Here is a 19,329-nt window from a genome sequence, read left to right as displayed (position 1 = left end):
GTCCTCTCGCTGGGGACACCGGTCAGCTCGTCGCAGGGCTACCGTGAGCCGTCGACGGCAGGAGCCGGCGTTGGGCGAAGTCCAGGGACGGGAACAGGGCAGCGGCGACCTGGTCGGTGGTCAATAAGAGACCGCCTCCTCGCCGATATCCCGACAGGTCCTCGTGGTGACGCGTCTCCCCTGCCCGCCACGAGTGGGATTTTGCACTCCCAGTGCACTTGTCTCCGGGTTCGCGTCTGCCTAACGTCACAGCATGGCTGACTCGTGGACCTTCGCCGTGGCCCGTGACGACCGTGCTCGCACCACACTCGTCGACAGCCCGATGCCCGCTGTCGCCGACGGGGAGGCGCTGCTGCGCGTGGACCGGGTCGGTCTGACCGCCAACAACGTGACGTACGCGGTGCTCGGCGAGGCGATGCGCTACTGGGAGTTCTTTCCGCCTGAGCCCCGCGGGCTCGACCGGCAGTGGGGGCTTCCGCCGCTGTGGGGCTTCGCCGAGGTGATCGCGTCCACCGTGGCCGGCGTCGAGCCGGGTCAGCGGGTCTACGGCTACCTGCCGCCCGCGGGGCATCTGGTGGTACGCCCCGATCGGGTGGACGCGTCCGGGTTCCGGGACGCCAGCGGGCACCGGGCCGATCTGCCCTCGCCGTACAACGCGTACCGGTCGACCACCGGGGACCCCGCCTACCGGGCGGAGCAGGAGGACCTGCTGATCCTGTTCCGGCCGTTGTTCTTCACCTCGTTCATGCTCGCCGACCAGATCATCGACAACGACCACTACGGTGCGCAGTCGCTCGTGCTGTCGTCGGCGTCGAGCAAGACGGCGTACGCTGCCGCCTTTGAACTGCACGGCCGCGGACCGCGCCTGATCGGGCTCACCTCCCCCGGCAATCTGGCGTTCACCCGGTCACTCGGCTGCTACGACACGGTCCTCACCTACGACGACATCAGCGCCCTCGACCCGGTCCCGACCGTCTACCTCGACCTGGCCGGAGCACCCGCCACCCGACGCGCCCTGCGCGACCATCTCGGCGACCGACTCGTCCGGGACATCGCCGTCGGGCTCACCCAGCAGACTCCCAACGCCGACGCCGCCGGGCAGGTCTTCTTCGCGCCGGTGCAGATGCGCAAGCGCAGCCGCGACTGGGGCCGCGACGGCCTCGACGAACGGTTCACCGCTGCGTGGCAGCGATTCGTGCCGGTGCTGAACAAGTGGCTCGACGTGCAGGTCGGCAATGGTCCCGAGGCGCTGCGACACGCCTGGCTCGACGTCCTCGCGGGCCGCACGCCGCCACGGGTGGGCCACGTCGTCCAACTGTGAGCCCGGCGTTGCGGACCAGTGGCCCTGCGCCTCCACGACCAGACGCGCGGTGCCCGTCCTGCCCTCCGGATGGTCGCCGCTCGGCCTGGTGGAGCATCTCGGGCATGCCGAGCGCCACCGGTTCCAGGAGGTCTTCCGTGGCGCGGCGGAGCCGTTGCCCTGCACGTCATCGAGGAGACCGCTCGGCACGCCGGTCACCTCGATGTCGTGCGCGAGCTGATCGACGGGCGCACCGGGCTGGGACCACGCTGAGCCGGGCGGTCCCTGCCGCCGACCTGTTCCGGTTCGGTCAGTTCCAGGCCTGGTCGAGGGCCAGTGCCAGCCGCCTGGTCCACTGCTCGGCGGTGCCCGAGATACCGGGGTACTCGTCGGTGAAGTTGGACCAGTCGACCTGCCAGGACAGCACGGTCTCGGCGGTGAAGGTGTCGGCCTCGACGCCGAGTTCCGGTCGTATGAGTTCGCGGACGAGCGCCTGGTCGACGCTTGTGTGTTCGGCGAGCAGGACCGCGTCGTAGAGGTCCTTGCCCTGCGGGTACATGTCGGTGGCCAGCCACAGCAGCTTCCACGCCAGCGCCAGCGAGGCGGGCGCGGCCAGCAACGGCTCGTCGACGCCGGGCAGGATCAGCACCTCTGGCGGGAGGGGCAGTCGCTCACCGAAGACGATGTCGATCTGTACGTGACCGTCCGGCGCCTCCGGGGTGCGAAACGGCACGAGCAGGCGGCGTCCGTCAGCGCGTTCGTACGTCCAGATGGCGGATTCGGTGATGCGGTCCGGTTGCAGGCCGCCGCCGGTCGCGGTGCGGACGGTGGTCTTGATGTCATCGAGCAGCGTGCGGGCGTCGGTGCTGTCGCTGGTGATGGTGTGCGGCGTGACGACGAAGTCGAGGTCGCCCGGCTCGCGGGCGGCGTCGCCGACCCAGGCCGCCATGGTGACGCTGCCGCGCAGGACCAGATGTTGATTCCAGGTGGTTGCGGCGGCGGCCGCCAGGATGTGATTCATGGCGGTACGTCGGGCGTCGGTCCACCGCTGGCCGGTGGCCGGCACCAGGAAGTCGGGTTCGCCGGCGCGGTAGGCGTTCGGGTACTGCTTGAGGGCGGGGTCGAAGGCCGCCCGCTGGCGTACGGTCGGGCCGGCGGGTAGTGGCCGGTAGGTCGGCGGGTAGTCCGGGGAGTCGGCCGGCGCGGACCTCATCCTGTTCTCGCGCTTCCGCTGGTAACCGCTCGCGGCCGGCTCCGGCGAGTCCAGCCAGCCATGGTCGTGGTGCAGGGCGCTGTCGAAGACGACGTACTCCTGCTCCACTGTGGTCGGCTCGTGGCCTGCGGCTCGAAGGGTTTCGACGAGCTTGTCCAGCCGATGCCGGGCCGTGGCGAGCCCGACACCGTGACAGCGCTGGTTGACGAAGCGTTCCTGCGCGCCGTCCGCCAGCTCCCGGCGGGCGTTGCGAGACAGCCGCGCCCCGTGCGGCGCGACCAGATCGGTGAGAGCCACCAGATCCGCAACCGCCGTGGTGGGTAACAGCAGTTTGACGTGATGCTCGAAGTACCGGCCACCCGGCTCGGCTACCACCTGCTCGTCCGACTGCGGTACGCCGACGCACCATGGGGCCGCCTCGATCTTCGAGCGGCATGGGTATATCCCCACCCCGCGCAGTTCGCGTTCCCAACGCTGCACCGTCGAAGTCCCCCGACACCTCAGGCACCGGCGGAGTCTATGGCACGGCCACAGGCGGCAGAACGCGATTACCGGGGAGCGCAGTGAGGCGGCGGATGCGAGTTGCTCATCAGCGCCGCCTCATCGTTGCCGCGGTTGCCGGCCACCGACCCCGTCTCGGAGTCTGTGAGAAGGGTCAGCGCAGGAGGCTTGCCACCTTTTTCCGAAGCGCGGGCAGCTTGGGGTAGAAGGCGTTGCCGGGGCATTCGGTGGCCATCCAGTCCCGGTGACCGGAGATGGTGTCGACTGCCAGTTGGGCACCGCTGACCGGGTTGACAAAGGTGGTGGCGGCCCGTGGGTCGAGCCGCTGTACGGCACAGATACCGGCCAGGACCTTGGTCAGCGCCGACCGGGCCGCTGCGGTCGGCTGCCGACTGGTGAAGTCGCCGAGTAGCGCGATGCCGAGGTTGCCGCTGTTCATGCCGCCGACATGGGCGGCGCTGATCATCAGCGGACGGCCGTCGGCACCGGCCGGTCCGAACATCGGCTGCGAGTCACTGCCGGACGCGCGGCCCTCGTAGACGGTGCCCGCCTCGTCGATCATCAGGTGATAGCCGAGGTCCCCGTAGCGGTCGAGGTCGAACTGGTACAGCCCTCGGACGAACCCGGCCGGGTCCGGATCGTCGTTCTGGCCTGCGGTGTGGTGCACCGTCACGGTCTGCACGGGGAAGAACTGGTCGGCACCGAACTTCGGGGTGCCGTCCGGGTTGAACCGCAACGACTCGTCGGCCCCCCAGGCTGCCCGGCTGAGGTATCGCACCGGCACGACCCGGTCACCGATCGGCATTCCTCGGCGCGCACCCGCGAGTCGCAGGTCCCGCGGCCCGTCCACGGTGTTCAGCTCGATGATCTGCACCGCGTCGGCACTACCCGCGTCGAGTTCGTAGCTGGTCGCCAGCGGGGCGGAGATCAGAGCGGCGTGGCCGCCTACCTCGGCATCGTCATGACCGCCGTCGCAGCCGTTCACCATCTGCCAGGACGCCCATCCGGAAGTCGTCCGGAAGCGGATCCGCAGAGGATTGTCACCCGCCCAGCGCACTCCGAGGTGGCTGACCGGGAACGAGGTGCCGCTCACCCGGGCGCCCGCGCGCACCCGGCCTGCCCGTCGCGACAACGTACGCGGGGCGGTCTGCCCGCCGGTCGGCGTCGACTCGGCCGAGGCCGAACCACGCATCATCACTGCGGTCACCGGAAGCGCTGCAGCGGCGAACGCGCCGGCCGCAAGGGCATTTCGTCTGGTTACCATCGACGGACTCCTTCGAGTGGGTGACTTCCTGTTCGCGGCGCAGGTCGGTCACGCTGGGCCAGCCCTGCCAGTACTACACACGCCCGACCCCATCGCCCGGTTTCATCTGAATACCCGGTATCCAGAAGAGTGAGCCGAGGCTATTCCGCATCGGACAGTCACGCAAACCCCTCGCGGATATTCCTACGCACAATCACCCCACCCGCACTCGCCGCAACCTGACGCTGTCGAGGTCCTGGCCACCCCGGCAGGACGAGAAAAACGCATGAGGGTCGACCTCCGTTCGACGTCACGCCGACGTGTGCACGAGCCGGTGGAAGGCGGGTAGCGCCCGCATCCCGTGGGCGTCGAGGCGGGCCCGCACGAAGCGGTGGAAGCTCGGACGCGTGAGTTGCCCGACCAGGAAACGGATCGGCCCGGCCGGCAGCCGCGCATAGTTCACCAAGGCGAACGGCGAAGGCTCGGTGGGCCGCAGGGCAGTGGAGTTGTCCACTGCGGTCTTGGTGGTGTACCAGCCGGCGACTGAGCGCCAGACGGCGTCGGCGTCGGTGCCGGGCGCGGCGGTGAAGTGGTTGAGCAGGAAGACACCGTCGGTGCGGGCCTCGGTGTCACCTATCCGGGCCACGTTGACGCCGGCCAGGATCTGCTCGCCGTCGAGGGCCGCGACCTCGCCGCAGGTGCGCACCGCTTTCAGGTCGTCCACGTGCTTCGTCCGGATGAGCGTCGCCAGGTCGTAGCGGGGCGCGCCGGGCAGTGGCGGGATGAACACCGCACGGAAGATGCGTACGGACGCCACGTCCGGGCGGCGCAGGAGTGCGGGGACGGCCTGGACGAGCCGCGCCGCCGCCCGTTGCCGGCGCGGGGTGTGGGTGTAGACGGGTGCCTGTCGCGGGGGCTCGACCTGGAAGCCCAGATAGATGAATCCGTGTGGTTCCGGCTCGACGAACTGGGGCAGCGGGTAGGACATCCGGCATCCTTCGGCGTAGAGGGGACAGTGCGGTGAGCCTCATCCGATCCCCAACTGCGGAGCAGTGGTAACTGTTACCGTACAAGACAGTCACGAAGGCGTACAATAATGGGGTGTCCGATGATCTCGCACCCGGCACGGACCGGCCGCTGGCCGGCCGGGCCAACTTCCTGCTCTCCCAGCTCGGGTTCCACACCGCGCAGACCTTCGCGACGCGACTGGCGCCGCTGGGCATCGGGCCGAATCACTTCGGGCTGCTCATGCACCTTGAGCGCGGCGAAGGGAGCACCCAGCAACAGCTCGCCGACGTGCTGGGCATCCACCGCAAGGTCATGGTCGGACTCCTCGACGACCTTCAGCATCGCGGCCTTATCGAACGTCGGCGACACCCCACCGACCGCCGCGCCCACGCCATTCACCTGACTGACGCCGCACGCGCCCTGCTACCCCGCGCCCGCAGGATCGCCGACCAGCACGAGGATGAGATCCTCACTCCGCTCGATGCCAACGAACGCGGACATCTCATCGCCGTCCTGCAACGGCTCGCCGAGCACACCGGACACCCGGCCGGCGTCCACCCGGGTCTACAGAACAGTGCGAGATCAGCGACGCAGTGACCCCGGCGGCAGGCGGGACAAAGGAGTGCCTCAGTAAGATCGAACCCGGCGGCCGGCCAGTGATCGCGCCCGCGAGCCGACGTCAGCCGCTGATGGGAGGTACCACTGTTCGAACTACACTCAGCAGTGTTGGAAAACAAATCCGCCTCACGTCGCGTCGATCATCAATAAGTGCTACTGGCACAATGATTACGTCTACAACGCAGCTTGGGCGTCAACCACTTGCGACAAGTACACGCCTCGGTGAGTGGGATTCGAAAGCCGAAGACATCTGTGGCGACTCCGAATCCCGACCTCACCGCCCGGCTCAGTGCACGACCTGACCCGCCGCCCAAACCCACGGCCTGATTGACGCCCTTGACAGCGCGAACGTGCTGACCTTCACGGACAGGGCTATCAATGCAAGAGGCCATCCTCGTCTTCCAAGCCACCGAGGACGCCCGCTATCCATGATGAGAATGGCTCAGCGCTGTTCGATCTAGATGCCAGGTCGACCATGCGGACTTGTTCACGTTCGGAAGGCGGGCCGACGTGTGTGGCAAGTCGTCGGGCCTCCGGCGACGGCGTCTCGACAGAGCATGCATTCGGTGTCAGGACAACGGGTGATGTCCTGCTGGGCGGCGATGGCGGCCGTCGCGGCGGCGAGGGTCTGCCGGGCTGGGAAGGCGCGCCAGCGCGAGGCGCCGACCATGATGTTCTGGTCAAGCGAACCGAGGACCGGCTCCAGCTTCGGGAACCCTGCGGAGCAGGAGCCGACCTCGACCATGCGGACGGCACCGTCGATGTCTTTTGCCCACCTGCGAAACATGCGGCGGCCGGACCACTGTTCGGCCAGGTGCAGGGCGGTCATGCGGTTGAGGCCCACACCGATGAGCAGGATCACGCCGTCGCGGTCGGCAAGCTCGCGAATCGGCCCGTACACATCATCGGGGCTCTGGGCGTCGATGATGTGGGCGGCCTCCGGGCCGACCGCGGCGAAGGAGTTGAGTGGATGCCGGCCGCGTACGGCGTCGGGGCGCCCGACGAGCACAGCCGGAAGCAGGCCGAGCGCAGGGTTGATCAGTCCGCAGTCGACACGGTAGGGGCTGGGTTCCAGCAGGGTGTCCTCGACCGGCGGGGCGGCGTAGTCGACGCCGTTGCGTGCCGGACGCATGTCGGTGGGGGCAGCCACTGCGAACTGGGGTTCCGTGAAGGCGGGCACCATCACGGTGCAACCACGGTTGAGCAGTGCGTCGAGTATGGCGTCGGCACCGCCGTCGATCACTGTCCGGAAGGACCGCAGTGAGGTGTGCAGCATGACGGGGCGCTCGGTCAGGTGCAGGCCTGCCAGGGCGGTGGCGAGGTGTTCCTCGAAGATCATGTGGGTCTCCGAACGGTCAGGCCGGGTGTACGGCGTCGACAATCCGCCCGTGCAGGAGCTCGTTCAGCGCCCATCGGGTGGTCTCGGTTTCGGGGTGATCGGTGCCCAGGGTGCGGTCGCGTCGCTCCAGGACTTGTCGGTAGATGGTCTCCGCCTCGCTTCGGCGGCCCTGACGTGCGATCGTCCAGGCGAGTTCGTGCAGGGTGAGCAGGACGTGGGGGTGGTCGACCTCGAGCACCTGACGCAGGTCGAGGAGCTGGCGGTAGAGGGCCTCGGCCGCTGCCCATCTGCCCTGGCTGGCGGTGATCCACGCGAGCGCGTGCTGGGTCTGGAGGGTTTGTGGAGCGAGATCGGAAAGGACACGTCGCCGGTCGCGCAGGACGTCCTCGAAGATCGGTTGGGCTTCGTCGAGGCGGCCCTGCCGGGCGATCGCGTACGCCAGCTCGTGGCGCGTGGTCAGGGTGTCCCGCGAGTCCGGCCCGAGGTGGAGCAGGCAGTCGTGAAGGGTGTCCCGATAGCGTTGTTCAGCCTCGGCCCATCTGCCGAGCAGACTGGCGATCCACCCGGATTCGTGGCGGCTGCGGAGGGTGTCGGGGTGGTAGTCGCCGAGGACCCGCCCTCGGATGCTGAGCACCTCCTGGTAGATGCTCTCCGCTTGGGACAGATCGCCCCTGTTGGCGACGGTCCAGGCGAACTGGTGCCGGACGCCCAGCACCGCCGGGTGTTCCTCACCCAGTGCTGCACAGCGGTCGAGAGCGATCCGGCACAGCATGCCGGCGGCCCCGAACGCGCCGCTGTGGTTGAAGGCCCTGGCGACATCGGCGGTGGCGTCGGCCAGCAGGGCGAGGTGCTCGTGGTCTCCGTGTTCGGCGACGGCATCGAGCAGGGCCAGCAGGTGTTGGCTGAGCCGCCGATACTCCGGCCAGCATTCCGGCTGGCTGTGGCTGAGCTCCCGCAGTGCGTCGACCAGATGCGCGACTGCGGTCTGCCAGACCTCTGGTCCCGCGAGGCGGGCGCGGTGGGTGGCGGTGACGACGGGATGCAGGGTGATCGCGGCGACGCCGCTCTGGATCAGACCCACACCTGTCAACCCGTCGAGCGCCTCTTGCAGGCCACTCATGGACAGCATGCGGGTCGGAATCGACTCGGGTGCGTAGCAGCTGGCCAGCCGCAGTAGCGTCCGGGCCTGAGGGATGCCCTGTTGAGCCAGCCCGTCCAGCGAGATCTCCGCAGTACGGTCCACCATGGTTCCCTCCCGGCTGCCGAGGGCCCGTTCGTAGGCGGCGAAGGTGTGCGACTGCGCGATCCCGGAGCCCAGGTAGGTCCCGGCCAGGTGAAGGGCGAGCGGCAGACCACCGATACGTCGCGCCAGGGCCAGGGCCTCGGTCTCGTCCCCGGCCTGCGGCGCGAGATCGCGGAGGACCTGCGCGGCGTCGACCTCACTCAGCTGACCGACCGCGAAGAGTCGGGCACCCACCCACATGCGTGCGTCGGTTTCCCGGCTTGTCACCACGACCAGGCCTCGCTGCGACGCCCGCACCCAGCCTCGGCCGTCCTGGATACCCGCCGGCGAGTCCGCCGCGGCAAGGATCCAGGGATCGTCGGCGTTGTCGATGACGAGCAGCCATCTTCTGGGTGAGCGTTCCAGCAGACGCCAGAGCCGGTCGGGGCCGTCAGACGCCCCGTTGGCGATCGATTCCAGGTCTGTGGTGGAGCCGCCGAGGTCGCTCATCACCCTGGTCAAACCCTCGAAGAAGCCAGCCGGATCGGCGGCGGAGACCCACCACAGCTGGCGGTCCCAGCTTCGCGCCCGTTCCGTCAGGGCAGCGGCCAACGTGGACTTTCCCGAACCGCCTGCCCCGACGAGCACGGCCGGACCGCCCGCTGCGGGTCGGTGTGCCAGGGTCAGCAACTCTTTTAGCAGGTCATGGCGTCCCCGCAGTTCCATCTGCGAGCGTCGCACCCCAGCAGAGGCGCGGTGTTCTCCCGTCTCCTCCACGACGTCGACTTCCCGGTCGATCCAGGCCCTCAGTTCGTCCAGGCCGCGCCTGAGGTCAAACGGTGGGATCGCCTCTCCCCCGGCCGCACGGGCGCGTCGGTAGACCTCTGCGAACGTGAGCGGCATCCGCTCCTCGTTGTCGGTCATTACGCAGACTCCCAGTCTTCCTCGTCTTCGATGAACGGCACCAGGTGGCCGACGCTGGCTCTCAGCTGCAGACGTGCCTCTCGCAGATGGACGCGAACGGTGCTCGCCGCCAGCCCGAGGTGCTCGGCGGCGCGCTTGACATCCCATGCCTGACCCCAGACCAGGAACGCGACCATCCGCCGACGCGGTGGCATCTGTTCGATCGCCCTCCAGCAGTTGGCCAGGGCGATCGTCAGCGCCACGTGCTCGGCTGTCTCGTCGTCGGACGTAGGGTGCAGCTCGGAGACATCGACGGCCAGATCGACCCGGTTCTGCTTTCTCCAAACATCGACTGCTTTGTTCCTGAGCACCTGACGTAGCCATCGTCTGCGCTCGTCGACACCGAGCGGCTCGACCTTCTCCCAGGCGCGGATGGCTTCGTGGAACGTGGTCTGGACCAGATCATGTGCATCGCCGGCCCGGATCCACGAACGCGAGTGGGCATACCGGTACAGGTCCTCGGCCTCATGCAGGTAGAGCTGTTCGATCTGCTCGACCTGGGCTCTGGTGAGCTTTGGCCGGGACTCGACGGACCCCACATCACGTCCCTGGTTGCTGTCGGTGCCGATCTGCCGCGGCATTCCAGATCAGCCGGACAGTCTGCACGCCCGTCGCGTTCCAGCACTCGAGCCGGACTGTGAGAGCGGCGCGGGTCGGGGTGACCAGGCTGCCTCGCGCCTGCCACTCGGCGAGCAGGCTCATCGCGGTGCAGACGGCCAGCATGCCCGCCATCAGGGTGGTCGACTGCCAGGGCAGGGGGCCCGCAGTCAGGGCGGTCAGTACCGCCCATGCTCCGTGCTTGGGCAATGTCATCATCACAACCCACTGTCGTGCGGCACCCCGTTCGCGTTTGGTCGTCCCCACGAGAACCACCGATGCCGTCGCATCGGTGGCCACAGGGATCGGCCGACAGCGTTGCCAGCGTCGCGGGTCGTGGCCTACCGGGTGGCGCCGAGGACTGGAAGGGCTCCCTCGGTCAGGATGTGACTCGCCTTGTCGACGCGCCGGACACGGCGCTCACTCCCGCCCGGACGGCTTGTACGCGATGACGAGTTCCCAGGTGCCCGGCAGCACTGCCACGTCCTGGAAGCCGACCTCGGTGAGCAGCTTGGTGTAGAAGTCCGCCTCGCGGAGTCGACTGACGCTGCTGTCGACGCCGATCAGGAAGTAGCTCCAGAAGAACTGCATGGCCAGCCGGTCCGGGGTGCGGAACTCCTCGCAGATCAGGATCAGCCCGCCCGGGTCCAATGCCGCGTACGCCTGCTGGACCAGTTCGCGGGCCACCGCGTTCGGCCAGTCGTGCAGGACCCGGACGAAGGACAGCGCATCGTAACCGCGCGGTAGGGGTTCGACGAAAAAGTCGCCGCCGACGAAGCCGAGCCGGTCGGCGTGGCCACGGGCGTCGCGGGTGGCGGCCACCAGTGGTGCCACCGCCGGCAGGTTGTACACGTCGGCCCGCAGGTCCGGCGCGGTGTCGAGGATGTGTGCGGCGAGGGTTCCGTCACCGCCGCCGACGTCGAGTAGCCGGTGGCGGTCCGACCAGAGTCGATCCGAGTGCCGGCGTACCGTCTCGATCGCCGGTCCCAGCCCGAGGGCCATGCTGCGCTCGAACTCGGCGGTCTGTTCGGCTGTCTTCGGTGGCCAGGCGAACCCGTCGTCGATGCTGACCTCACCGCGCAGGCTCTCGGCCAGTCGGCCGTGCAACTGCCGCCACGGGTAGCGGTCTCTGTCCCGCTCGGTGGCGTCGGGACCGACCACCGCGTTGACCGCGTCCCGCAGTCCCGGTACGGCGCGGTAGCTGGTCGCGCCGATGTCGTCGTCGGGCTCGTCGCGGGTCAGCAGGCCGAGGCTCTCGATGCAGTCGAGGAATTTGTACAGCCGCAGCGGAAGCACCCCGAACCGGGTGGCCAACGCGTCGAGGCGGACCGGTCCGGCCTCCAGCGCGTCGAGCAGTCCCAGGTCGAGTGCCGTGTGCAGCACGTCCGCGGCCTTGGGGCCGTTGACGAGCAGGCTCATCAACGCCCGGGGCGAGAGGGTGACGGTCACCGGTGCAGCTCCTCTTCCAGCGCATCCATGAACAGGTCGATCTCGTCGAGGGTGTTGTAGACATGCGGGCCGACCCGCAGGTAGCCGCGCCAGCTGCAGATCACGTCCCGAGCGGCCAGCCGCTGCTTGACGGCCTCACCGTCGGGGACGTCCAGGCACACCACGCCGCCTCGCCGCGCGCTGTCGGTGGGGCTGACCACCGTGATGCCGGCGGCGTCGGCCCGGTCCAGCAGCCGCCCGGTGAGCGCCAGCGAGTGCCGCCGGATGGCGTCGGCTCCCACGTCGAGCAGCAGGTCCAGGCCGACCTGGGAGATCAGGGAGGTCAGTGGGTACGGTGTGCCGCCGGCGAAGCGACGGATGCCGGGCGCCCAGCCGGGCGACGGTCGGAACGTCAACGCGCGGTCGCCGGCCTGCCAGCCGGTGGCCGCCGGAGTCAGCCGTGACACCAGGTCCGGCCGGACGTAGAGGAACGCGGTGCCGGCGCCGCACAGCCACTTGTGGGATCCGCCCAGGACGACGTCGACGCCGAGCGCGGTGACGTCCAACGGCACCACCCCGACGGTCTGGAAGGCGTCCACCACCACCAGCGCACCGACCTGGTGGGCTCGGGTCACCAGCCGGGACAGGTCGACGGTGGCGCCGGAGGTGAAGCTGGCGTGCGGCACGCACACCAGCAGCGTCCGCTCGTCGATCCGGGCTTCCAGCGCGTCCTGGTCGAGGTGGGGGCCGCCGGTGCCGACCACGTCGAGCTGCGCGCCGTATCGGCCGTACGCCCGGAAGATGAACGGCACCGTCGGGTAGTCGAGATCCGTGATCACCACCCGGTTGCGGGGCGGGCGGTAGTCGAAACAGGACGCCACTCGGGCCAGGAAGGTGCTCAGGTTCGCGTCGGTGAGCACGCTGCCCGGCGGCGCGCCCAGCAGGGTGGCCACCGAGTCGGCGTACCGGTCGAGGCCGATGTGCCAGTCCTGCCAGACGTCGTCGCGCCAGGTGCGTAGGGTCTCCCAGTAGTCGTGCAGTACCGTCTCCACGCCTCTCGGCACGACGCCGGTGGAGTTGCTGTTCAGGTAGACGCAGCTCGCGAGCAGGGGGAACTCCGCGCGCAGGGCGGCGTGTGCGGCGGCGTCGAGACACCGGGGGCTCTGCTCGGGCTGGCTCACGCGCACCGCCTCTCGTTCTGCTCGGGCGTGGCGGCGTCGGTGGTCACGGCGGCGAAGACCGGTGCGGTGCTGACCGCCGCCAGGTAGGGCGTGCCCTCGGTGTAGCCCGTGCCGGACCGGGCACCGAGCATCCGCACCGCGACCCGCAGATGGGTACGACGCCACTGCGTCAGGGCACCGGCGAACGTGGCCATCCGCCGTGCCACCAGGGTGGCGTCCGCCCCGGTGAGCCGGCCGTCGGCAACCGCCCGCCGGTACGTCTGGTCCACCGTCGGCTGGCCGTCGCGTACCCGGGCCTGCACCTCCGGCACCGACTGGTAGGCGACCGAGTCCAGCCGGCCCACCTCGGGCGTACGACACAGCGACTCGACCAGCTTGTAGGAGCGGGACTGGATCGCGCTGGCGCCCTCGGTGTACTGCCGGAAGGTGCGGAACGATTCCGGTTGCATGGTGGCCAGCAGGGAGAAGAGGGGCCCTGCGGTGCGCAGCAGGTCACCCGCGTAGCCGAGCCGGTCGGCGGCGGTGGCCGGCGTGTTTCCCGCCAGGGCCGTCACTGCCGCGCGAAGTTCCTCGGCGACGCCGGCGAAGATGCACTCGTACGCCTGGAGCACCCGGATGAACAGGTACTCGTCGTGCGTCACATGCACCGGCAGCATGCTCAGCCGCAATGACGGGTCCCCCGGGGAGACCAGCTCACGGGCGACGGCGAGCAGGCGGGCCGTGGCAGCGGCCGGGGTGCCCGCGCCGACCGCCTCGACCACCCCGAGACGAGCCAGCGCAGGGGCGACGGCTCGCACCCCCAGCCGGCACCGTTTGGCCACCAGCACCGGCCCGGGCCTCTCCTGGGGAAGCAGCCCGGTGGTGTGCGCGGCGGCGGCCAACTCGAACGCCAGCGTGTCGGCGACCAGGCGGACGAGGAGCCGGTCCCGGGCCCGCCGCCCGTCACCGGCCTCCACTGTGGGCGGATGGTCGGCGGAATCCGGTAGTCGAAGCAGCCGCAGAGCCAGGTAGCTGCGATAGTCGTAGCGGCCGTCCCACTTGTCGAGTGCGATGTCCAGGAAGTCGGTCAGCTGCCGGGTCGCGGCGTCGCCGGTGGTGGTGGCCCGGCCGGCCACTGCTTGCCGGGCGCTGTCGAGCAGGGCGAGGCAATCCTTTTCGACAAAGTGTTTACCGAGTCGGTGAAATTCGGCAAGCACCGGCGAGTAGGGAAAACTGTGCGGTTCACTCGGGCCGGACAACCAGGAAGTCAACGCACGCACATGCCACCCCTCAAAACGTGAAAATACGAATACGCTGCCGTCGACCGCAGATGCTGAGTTGAGCAGGGTTATTCGTTGGTGGTAAGGCTCGTCCGCGCCTGCCACAACTCGGGAAAGAATCGGTGTCCGGCGAGTTTCGCCAGCATGTTCGCCGCGCTACCGGGGCTGCCGGCGGGCCGATGGCCGCCAATTCGCAGTGCCACCTGGTAGTGGCGGACCCGCCACACCGACACCCGTTCGTCCCACTCCACCATCGCCTCGGCGAGCCGGTGCAGCGGTTCCGCCGGATCGGTCGGGCACAGTGCCGTGGCCGTGATGCCGCGGGTGGCGAGCTGCTCGTCGAACGCCCGACCGAGCTTTCGGCTGGCCCGCTGGACGTCGCGCCAACCAGGTGATTCCGCACCGGAGCCGTTGCCCAGCGCCGGTTGCATCGCCTGGAAATCCACTGGTGACAGGTATCGCAACATCTCCAACTGGTCGGTGATCAAGCGGACGGCGAGCGTCGCCCGGACCAGGAACGCCTCCGCCGCCGCCAGCCGCCCCGCAGCCACCTGTGCGGTCGCCTCCGCCAACTCCGCCGCCGCCAGTTTGAGCCACAACTCGGTCGACTGATGCACCACCTGAAAAAGCAGTTCGTCGCGATGTATGACCTCGTCCGGCGACCGCTGCAAACCGAGCAGCGCATCGATACGCATGTAGCGCGCATAGTCCGTAGCGCCCTGACCTGGCAGGACAGGCGAATGGTCGTGCTTCACGGAATAGCCCTCCGTCTGGGCGCTGGCGCCGAGATCAACGTCGTGTACCGGCGGTCATCATCCAACGACGAACGGCAATGCACCAGCCCTTGGTTGCGATGAGTTTCGGATCAATCAACTCACCGTGATTTGCGCCACCCACCCCGTCGGCACCCACGTGATACCGCTGACGTGCGTCGATGCGATGGCGTTGCCGCTCTGGCTCACCTTGCGGCGGGAGCGGATCCGATGGTGACCACGCGCGCCCACTGCGGCGGTGAGTCCGGCACGTGGTCGGGGTCGTCCTCGTCCCACCGCCTGGCCCGCGGAAACAGCCCCACCACGGTCCGGCACGGCGGGCGTGACGTCGGCCAGGGTGTCTGCCCGTCGGTCAGTACGACGATGACATCCGGGCCCGGCCTGCCGCGCAGTGCCCTGGCGAAACCGGCGCGCAGGTCGGTGCCGCCGCCACCGATCAGGGGGATGTCCTCGGCTTGACACGTTGCGCGTACGACCTGGGGTGCCGCGTCACAGGGCAGCACGCTGACCAGGTCGCGGCGGCCACCCACGGCCCGGGAGATCGCGGCGACCTCGAGCAGAGCGCTGCCGAGTTCGGCGTCGCTGACCGAGCCGGAGGTGTCGATGACGACGCATACCCGTGGTGGCCGGCGTCGCAGCGCCGGCAGGACCACGCCGGGTGTGCCGGCGGAGCGCCGCGACGGCCGCCCGTAGGTGTAGTCCTCCCCCACACCGGGCGCGGATACCGCCGAGCGGACCGCGGCTCCCAGGAGTTCCCGCCACGGCTGCGGTGGGTGGAACGCCCGTTCCGCCCACCGTCGCCAGCCCTGGGGGACGTTTCCGGGTCGACCGGTGATGCCCTCGGCCACCCGGAACCGCACCGCGTCCCGTTCCTGCGGGCTCAGGGCGTGCGCGCCGTCCGGCCCGAGGTCCCACTGCCGGTGCAGTCCGTCGGCGCCGCTGCCGCAGTCCAGCCAGGCCAGATGCTGGAGGCGCGGCCCGAGCCGGAACTGCCGCAGATAGGCCTCCATCAACTGGCCCGCGGGCAGCAGCAGGTCACCGGGCTCGACGGCGCCTTCCGGGCGGGCGAGCCCGTCGCCGAAGATGTCGTCGTTGATCTCGCAGTCCGCGGCGATGTTCATCCTCAGCCGCTCCCCCGGCCCGGTCAGCCCGCGTTCCCGTGCCACCCGATCGCTGCGCCCGTGGTGGTCACGCAGCAGATGCGAGACCTCGTGCACCCACACTCCGGCGAGTTCCTCCACGGGTGTCCGGTCCACGAACCTCGGCGAGACGTAGCACCGCCAGTGCGGATCCACCGCCATCGTCGGCACCCACCGGGACTCGACCACGTGCAGGGCGAACAATGCCGTCGCCAGGTACGGCCGGACCCGGGCGGCGTGCAGCCGGGCGGTGAAGAGCTTGTCCCGGTCCAGTGTCCCGGCCTGGCCGGTGCTCATCGGCCGGTCCCCGCGACCGCCGCGACCCGGGCCGCCGTCCGGTCGGCCCGCCGGGACACCGAGACCGCCCCGGCGAGTTGCTCGATCGACGCGGGCACGTCCCAGCCTTCCTGACGCAGCCGGGCGAGCGTGGACGCGGGCACCACCACCAGATCCGGGGCACCTGTCTGCAGCGCGCGGACCAGCACGTCCCAGGCCGCGTCCCAGCGGGCCCGCTCCGGACGTCGGCGTACCGCCTCCACCACGGCGTCGAGCACGGCCTGACGCAGGTCGCCCCGCTCGGGCAGCACGGCGGCGTCCGGGTCGGCGAGCAGCACCTCGGGGTCGGGAAGGTCCATCCGATCCAGGCTGGCCAGCAGCTCCAGTCCGGGACCGTCACCGACGGCACCTCGGACCAGCAACGACAGCACCTCCCGAGAGGAGCCGGCTGCGGTCGCGAAGGCGATCAGGCGCAGCGTCATCTCCCAGCTGCGCGGTGACGGCCACGGGCCGCCCCGACCGGCCTCACCGGTGGGCAGCCGGTGCACGAGCGCCGGGCGTGCCGACAGCAGCCCGCACACGGCACGGCGTGCGAAGGTGACGGCCTCCGGCAGCCGCTGCGGATCGAGCCGGGGCAGCACGGCCCGGGGCCAGGTCCCGCCCAGCCCGCGTACGACGGTCTCGTGGTCGTGGGTCCACTGCAGATGGACGAAGCGGTTCGCCAGCGGCGGGCTCAGCTCCCAGCCGTCGGCGGCCGAGGATCGCGGATTGGCCGCCGCCACGATGCGGACTCCGGTCGGCAGGCGCAAGCTGCCGATCCGGCGTTCCAGCACCAGACGGAGCAGCGCTGCCTGCACCGCCGGCGGGGCGGTCGACAGTTCGTCCAGGAACAACAGTCCGCGGCCGGCGCGAACCAGGCGCACCGCCCAGTCCGGCGGTGCCATCGGCACGCCCTGGTGCGCCGGGTCATCGCCGACGACGGGCAGCCCCGCGAAGTCGGACGGCTCGTGGACACTGGCGATCACCGTCGTGAGTGGCAGGTCCAGGGATGCGGCGAGCTGGGTCAGCGCGGCGGTCTTGCCGATTCCCGGCTCGCCCCACAGCAGCACCGGCAGGTCGGCGGCCACAGCCAGGGTCAGCGCCTCCAGCTGCGGGTCGCAGCGGATCTCGGTGCTGGTGTCGGCCAGCAGCGTGAGCAGGTCGGCGGCGACGTCGAGTTGCGGCATCGGGGTGGGGTCGATCGAGGTACGGGTGGAAGACATGTGTGATCACCTTGTGAGGTCGTCGTGGCTCGGCCCTGGGCCGAGTGAGGAGGAAAAGCGGTCCCGCCGGTCAGCGGGCGATCGCGTGACGTGGGTGCGAGCGGCGGGCCCGCTTGGGCTGCCAGTCCCGGGAGCAGGTGGCAGGTCCCGACCCGATCAATCCGGCGCGGAACAGCCCGTACGTGATCCGCCGCGACGCGGCGTTCTCCAGTTCCTTCCGCAGTTCCCCGTGGCGCAGCAGCGCATCGGGTCCGAGGAGGGCCTCGACGGCGGCCAGCGCACCTGCCGTGTCGCCGTGGTCCAGTCGGGCACGGATGTCGGGGAGACACTGCGGGCTGCGGTGCGCCTCGTCGATTGCCCGCAGGCAGGCCAGCGGGGTGCCGGTCAGCGCGGCCAGCAACTCCTCCCGGCGGATCTCCGCCGGGTCGTGGTCAAGGGGTGTGAGCACACCGTCCACCAGGCCGATGCGGTGCCAGACGCCCCGGCAGGCCACGAGACGGGGCGCTGCTTCCGGGCCCGGAGACGTCGGCGTGACCCTCGGTCGGTGACCGGGCGCGAGCGCGGCGGCCACCAGCGGGTGCAGCCGGTCGACCTCGATCAACCCATGACGCAGCAGTTCCACATCAGGTGGCGTCCAGGTCGCCGCGTCGGGCAGCACCGGCACGCCGGGGACACCACCGGTCCGTGCGGCCCTGCCGAGGCGCGCCGCAGGCGGGTGTACGTCCGTGCTCGCCGCAGCGACGTCCACGACCAGACGACGCCGAGGGCCGAGCCGCACCACCACCGAGCCGTTGGTGCGGCCCTCCTGTCGGAGCAGCAACGTCGCCTCGGCCACCCACCGGTCCACCGCGTAACCACGTTCCCGCAACGCGTCCCACGGCGGGTCGGGGCGCATCGTGTTGTCGGAGGCCGACGGCAGCAGGCCCGAACGGGTGCGCAACTCGTCGGTTCTCCGCGCATCCCACAGGTGACGATGCAGGTCCAGACGGAAGCGACGGTCCGGGCGCGGATGCGGATGCGAGCTGTCGGTCCTGTCGGGGAATCCGGCGGCCCACAACGCCAGGCTGATCCGCTGGCCCGCATCCGCCCAGGCCGGTGGAGTCCGGGCGACCAGGTGCACCGCCTCGGCACCGTCGTGATCCGCCGGGCCGTACCGGGTCAGCGGGATGGTCACGCCCGGGCGCAGCAGTCCGTCAGGGGCGATCCTCGGCATGTGCCAGCGCAGCAGGTCCGGCGCGAGGTGACGGAGATCGGTCCGCAGCCGGGTGGCCAGTTCCCGGCCGTGAATACGGGCAACGGCGCGCAGGTCCAGGTCGACATCGACGCGGGCGGCGGCGCACGCCCCGGCCCAGTCACCGACGTGACGACGCGCAGTCGCGGCTTCGATCATGGACGGCGGTACGGCGTACTCACGTACGCGCCGCCAGAGGGAGAGACGGGAATCCGCGTTCGCGGTCGGGGAGCGCATCAGCACTCACCTTGTGCGAACCGGGCCCCCAATCTGAGAGAAGGTTTCATCGCGGCGGAGCATAACGTCCGCCGCGGGCTACGCCAAGACCCGATCTCGATCCGGGCACTGCTGCCCGACCCGCCCGCCGCACACCCGTCGCTCTCCTGTCGGGACGGCGTCGCCTACGGTGCGATCGCGAGGCGGGTGATCGAGTCACCCTCCAGGGTGAACAGGTAATGCAGGTCCGCCGAGCCGCCCGGGAAGTTCCCCTCCAGATGCTGCAACACATCGAACTGTGCTGCACCGATCCGGTGAGCGCCGACGAATTCCGTGGTGTATGTGTACTGGCTGCCGGCGTTGCTCAGCCAGCTCCTGATCTCGTCCCGGCCCCGGTAGGTGTGACCCTCGTCCGCCACCACGGCGGCCGCGGCGAACGCGCGCACGGCGGTCTCGGTGTCCCGGGCTTCGTGGGCGCGAAGGTACGCGGTGATCACGGTCGGCAACTCGGCCCAGGTGAGGGCGGTTTCTCGGTCTGGTGTCATGTGCATACTCCCAAC

18 protein-coding genes and 2 pseudogenes are annotated in these 19,329 nt (G+C 69.9%); 5 read left to right on the top strand and 15 right to left on the bottom strand.

Annotated elements, in window-relative coordinates:
- Positions 1-253: 253 nt before the first annotated feature.
- From EG812_RS05670 to EG812_RS30020, 3 genes and pseudogenes are all read left to right on the top strand, one after another.
- Positions 254-1,321: a DUF2855 family protein gene (locus tag EG812_RS05670; protein WP_126710943.1), complete on the top strand. Its 1,068-nt coding sequence runs from the start codon at positions 254-256 to the stop codon at positions 1,319-1,321.
- A pseudogene (locus EG812_RS30025) lies at positions 1,236-1,433 on the top strand (hypothetical protein); the annotation flags it as partial. The gene EG812_RS05670 and the pseudogene EG812_RS30025, both read left to right, overlap by 86 nt.
- Entirely contained in the window at positions 1,391-1,573 is a 183-nt protein-coding gene (locus tag EG812_RS30020; protein WP_199743808.1) for a mycothiol transferase, read from the top strand. The pseudogene EG812_RS30025 and the gene EG812_RS30020, both read left to right, overlap by 43 nt.
- A 37-nt stretch (positions 1,574-1,610) precedes the next feature.
- Here the strand turns inward: EG812_RS30020 and EG812_RS05660 are convergent, their stop codons facing one another.
- The 3 genes from EG812_RS05660 to EG812_RS05650 form a co-directional block, all read right to left on the bottom strand.
- Positions 1,611-2,993 (bottom strand): nucleotidyl transferase AbiEii/AbiGii toxin family protein, encoded by a 1,383-nt coding sequence (locus EG812_RS05660; RefSeq protein ID WP_233579387.1) that lies wholly within the window; start codon positions 2,991-2,993, stop codon positions 1,611-1,613.
- A gap of 175 nt (positions 2,994-3,168) precedes the next feature.
- Positions 3,169-4,278, bottom strand: coding sequence for a peptidoglycan recognition protein family protein (locus EG812_RS05655; protein ID WP_126710942.1), 1,110 nt, complete (start codon positions 4,276-4,278; stop codon positions 3,169-3,171).
- 289 nt (positions 4,279-4,567) lie between these two features.
- A complete protein-coding gene (locus tag EG812_RS05650; RefSeq protein WP_126710941.1) occupies positions 4,568-5,245 on the bottom strand; it encodes a hypothetical protein in 678 nt (225 codons plus the stop codon).
- A 113-nt stretch (positions 5,246-5,358) separates the two neighbouring features.
- Between EG812_RS05650 and EG812_RS05645 the strand changes: the two genes are divergently transcribed.
- Both EG812_RS05645 and EG812_RS30220 read left to right on the top strand, forming a co-directional pair.
- The gene (locus EG812_RS05645; RefSeq protein WP_126710940.1) at positions 5,359-5,862 is read left to right on the top strand and encodes a MarR family winged helix-turn-helix transcriptional regulator; all 504 of its coding nucleotides are present in this window, start codon (positions 5,359-5,361) and stop codon (positions 5,860-5,862) included.
- 301 nt (positions 5,863-6,163) lie between these two features.
- Positions 6,164-6,305: pseudogene (locus EG812_RS30220) on the top strand (IS5/IS1182 family transposase); the annotation flags it as partial.
- Positions 6,306-6,370: 65 nt separating this feature from the next.
- On the opposite strand, the gene EG812_RS05635 reads toward EG812_RS30220, so the two are convergent.
- The 12 genes from EG812_RS05635 to EG812_RS05580 form a co-directional block, all read right to left on the bottom strand.
- On the bottom strand, positions 6,371-7,222 hold the full coding sequence (locus EG812_RS05635; protein WP_050814758.1) for an AAC(3) family N-acetyltransferase: 852 nt from the start codon (positions 7,220-7,222) through the stop codon (positions 6,371-6,373).
- A 16-nt stretch (positions 7,223-7,238) separates the two neighbouring features.
- Positions 7,239-9,368 carry a tetratricopeptide repeat protein gene (locus EG812_RS05630; RefSeq protein WP_158632487.1) on the bottom strand — a complete coding sequence of 710 codons (2,130 nt, stop codon included), beginning with the start codon at positions 9,366-9,368 and terminating at the stop codon, positions 7,239-7,241.
- Positions 9,368-9,988 carry an RNA polymerase sigma factor gene (locus EG812_RS05625; RefSeq protein ID WP_126710938.1) on the bottom strand — a complete coding sequence of 207 codons (621 nt, stop codon included), beginning with the start codon at positions 9,986-9,988 and terminating at the stop codon, positions 9,368-9,370. The genes EG812_RS05630 and EG812_RS05625 overlap by 1 nt, the downstream gene beginning before the upstream one ends.
- Positions 9,948-10,220, bottom strand: coding sequence for a hypothetical protein (locus EG812_RS05620; protein ID WP_126710937.1), 273 nt, complete (start codon positions 10,218-10,220; stop codon positions 9,948-9,950). The genes EG812_RS05625 and EG812_RS05620 overlap by 41 nt, the downstream gene beginning before the upstream one ends.
- Positions 10,221-10,424: 204 nt before the next feature.
- On the bottom strand, positions 10,425-11,453 hold the full coding sequence (locus EG812_RS05615) for a methyltransferase (RefSeq protein ID WP_126710936.1): 1,029 nt from the start codon (positions 11,451-11,453) through the stop codon (positions 10,425-10,427).
- Positions 11,450-12,613, bottom strand: coding sequence for an aminotransferase class V-fold PLP-dependent enzyme (locus EG812_RS05610; protein WP_233579386.1), 1,164 nt, complete (start codon positions 12,611-12,613; stop codon positions 11,450-11,452). The genes EG812_RS05615 and EG812_RS05610 overlap by 4 nt, the downstream gene beginning before the upstream one ends.
- Positions 12,610-13,872: a tryptophan 2,3-dioxygenase family protein gene (locus EG812_RS05605; RefSeq protein WP_126710934.1), complete on the bottom strand. Its 1,263-nt coding sequence runs from the start codon at positions 13,870-13,872 to the stop codon at positions 12,610-12,612. The genes EG812_RS05610 and EG812_RS05605 overlap by 4 nt, the downstream gene beginning before the upstream one ends.
- A gap of 68 nt (positions 13,873-13,940) precedes the next feature.
- Positions 13,941-14,627: a tryptophan 2,3-dioxygenase family protein gene (locus EG812_RS05600; protein ID WP_126710933.1), complete on the bottom strand. Its 687-nt coding sequence runs from the start codon at positions 14,625-14,627 to the stop codon at positions 13,941-13,943.
- 203 nt (positions 14,628-14,830) lie between these two features.
- Positions 14,831-16,081, bottom strand: a complete 1,251-nt coding sequence (locus EG812_RS05595; RefSeq protein WP_126710932.1) for a vWA domain-containing protein — start codon at positions 16,079-16,081, stop codon at positions 14,831-14,833.
- Positions 16,078-17,322, bottom strand: coding sequence for an AAA family ATPase (locus EG812_RS05590; RefSeq protein WP_126710931.1), 1,245 nt, complete (start codon positions 17,320-17,322; stop codon positions 16,078-16,080). The genes EG812_RS05595 and EG812_RS05590 overlap by 4 nt, the downstream gene beginning before the upstream one ends.
- Positions 17,323-17,392: 70 nt before the next feature.
- Positions 17,393-18,790 carry an amino acid adenylation domain-containing protein gene (locus EG812_RS05585; protein ID WP_126710930.1) on the bottom strand — a complete coding sequence of 466 codons (1,398 nt, stop codon included), beginning with the start codon at positions 18,788-18,790 and terminating at the stop codon, positions 17,393-17,395.
- Positions 18,791-18,954: 164 nt separating this feature from the next.
- Positions 18,955-19,314 (bottom strand): nuclear transport factor 2 family protein, encoded by a 360-nt coding sequence (locus tag EG812_RS05580; protein WP_126710929.1) that lies wholly within the window; start codon positions 19,312-19,314, stop codon positions 18,955-18,957.
- Positions 19,315-19,329 lie beyond the last annotated feature (15 nt).

The organism is Verrucosispora sp. FIM060022, from assembly GCF_003977705.1.
Lineage (GTDB): Bacteria > Actinomycetota > Actinomycetes > Mycobacteriales > Micromonosporaceae > Micromonospora > Micromonospora gifhornensis.
Note: the sequence above shows the minus strand (reverse complement) of the source record. Positions and strands in the feature narration are given on the sequence as shown.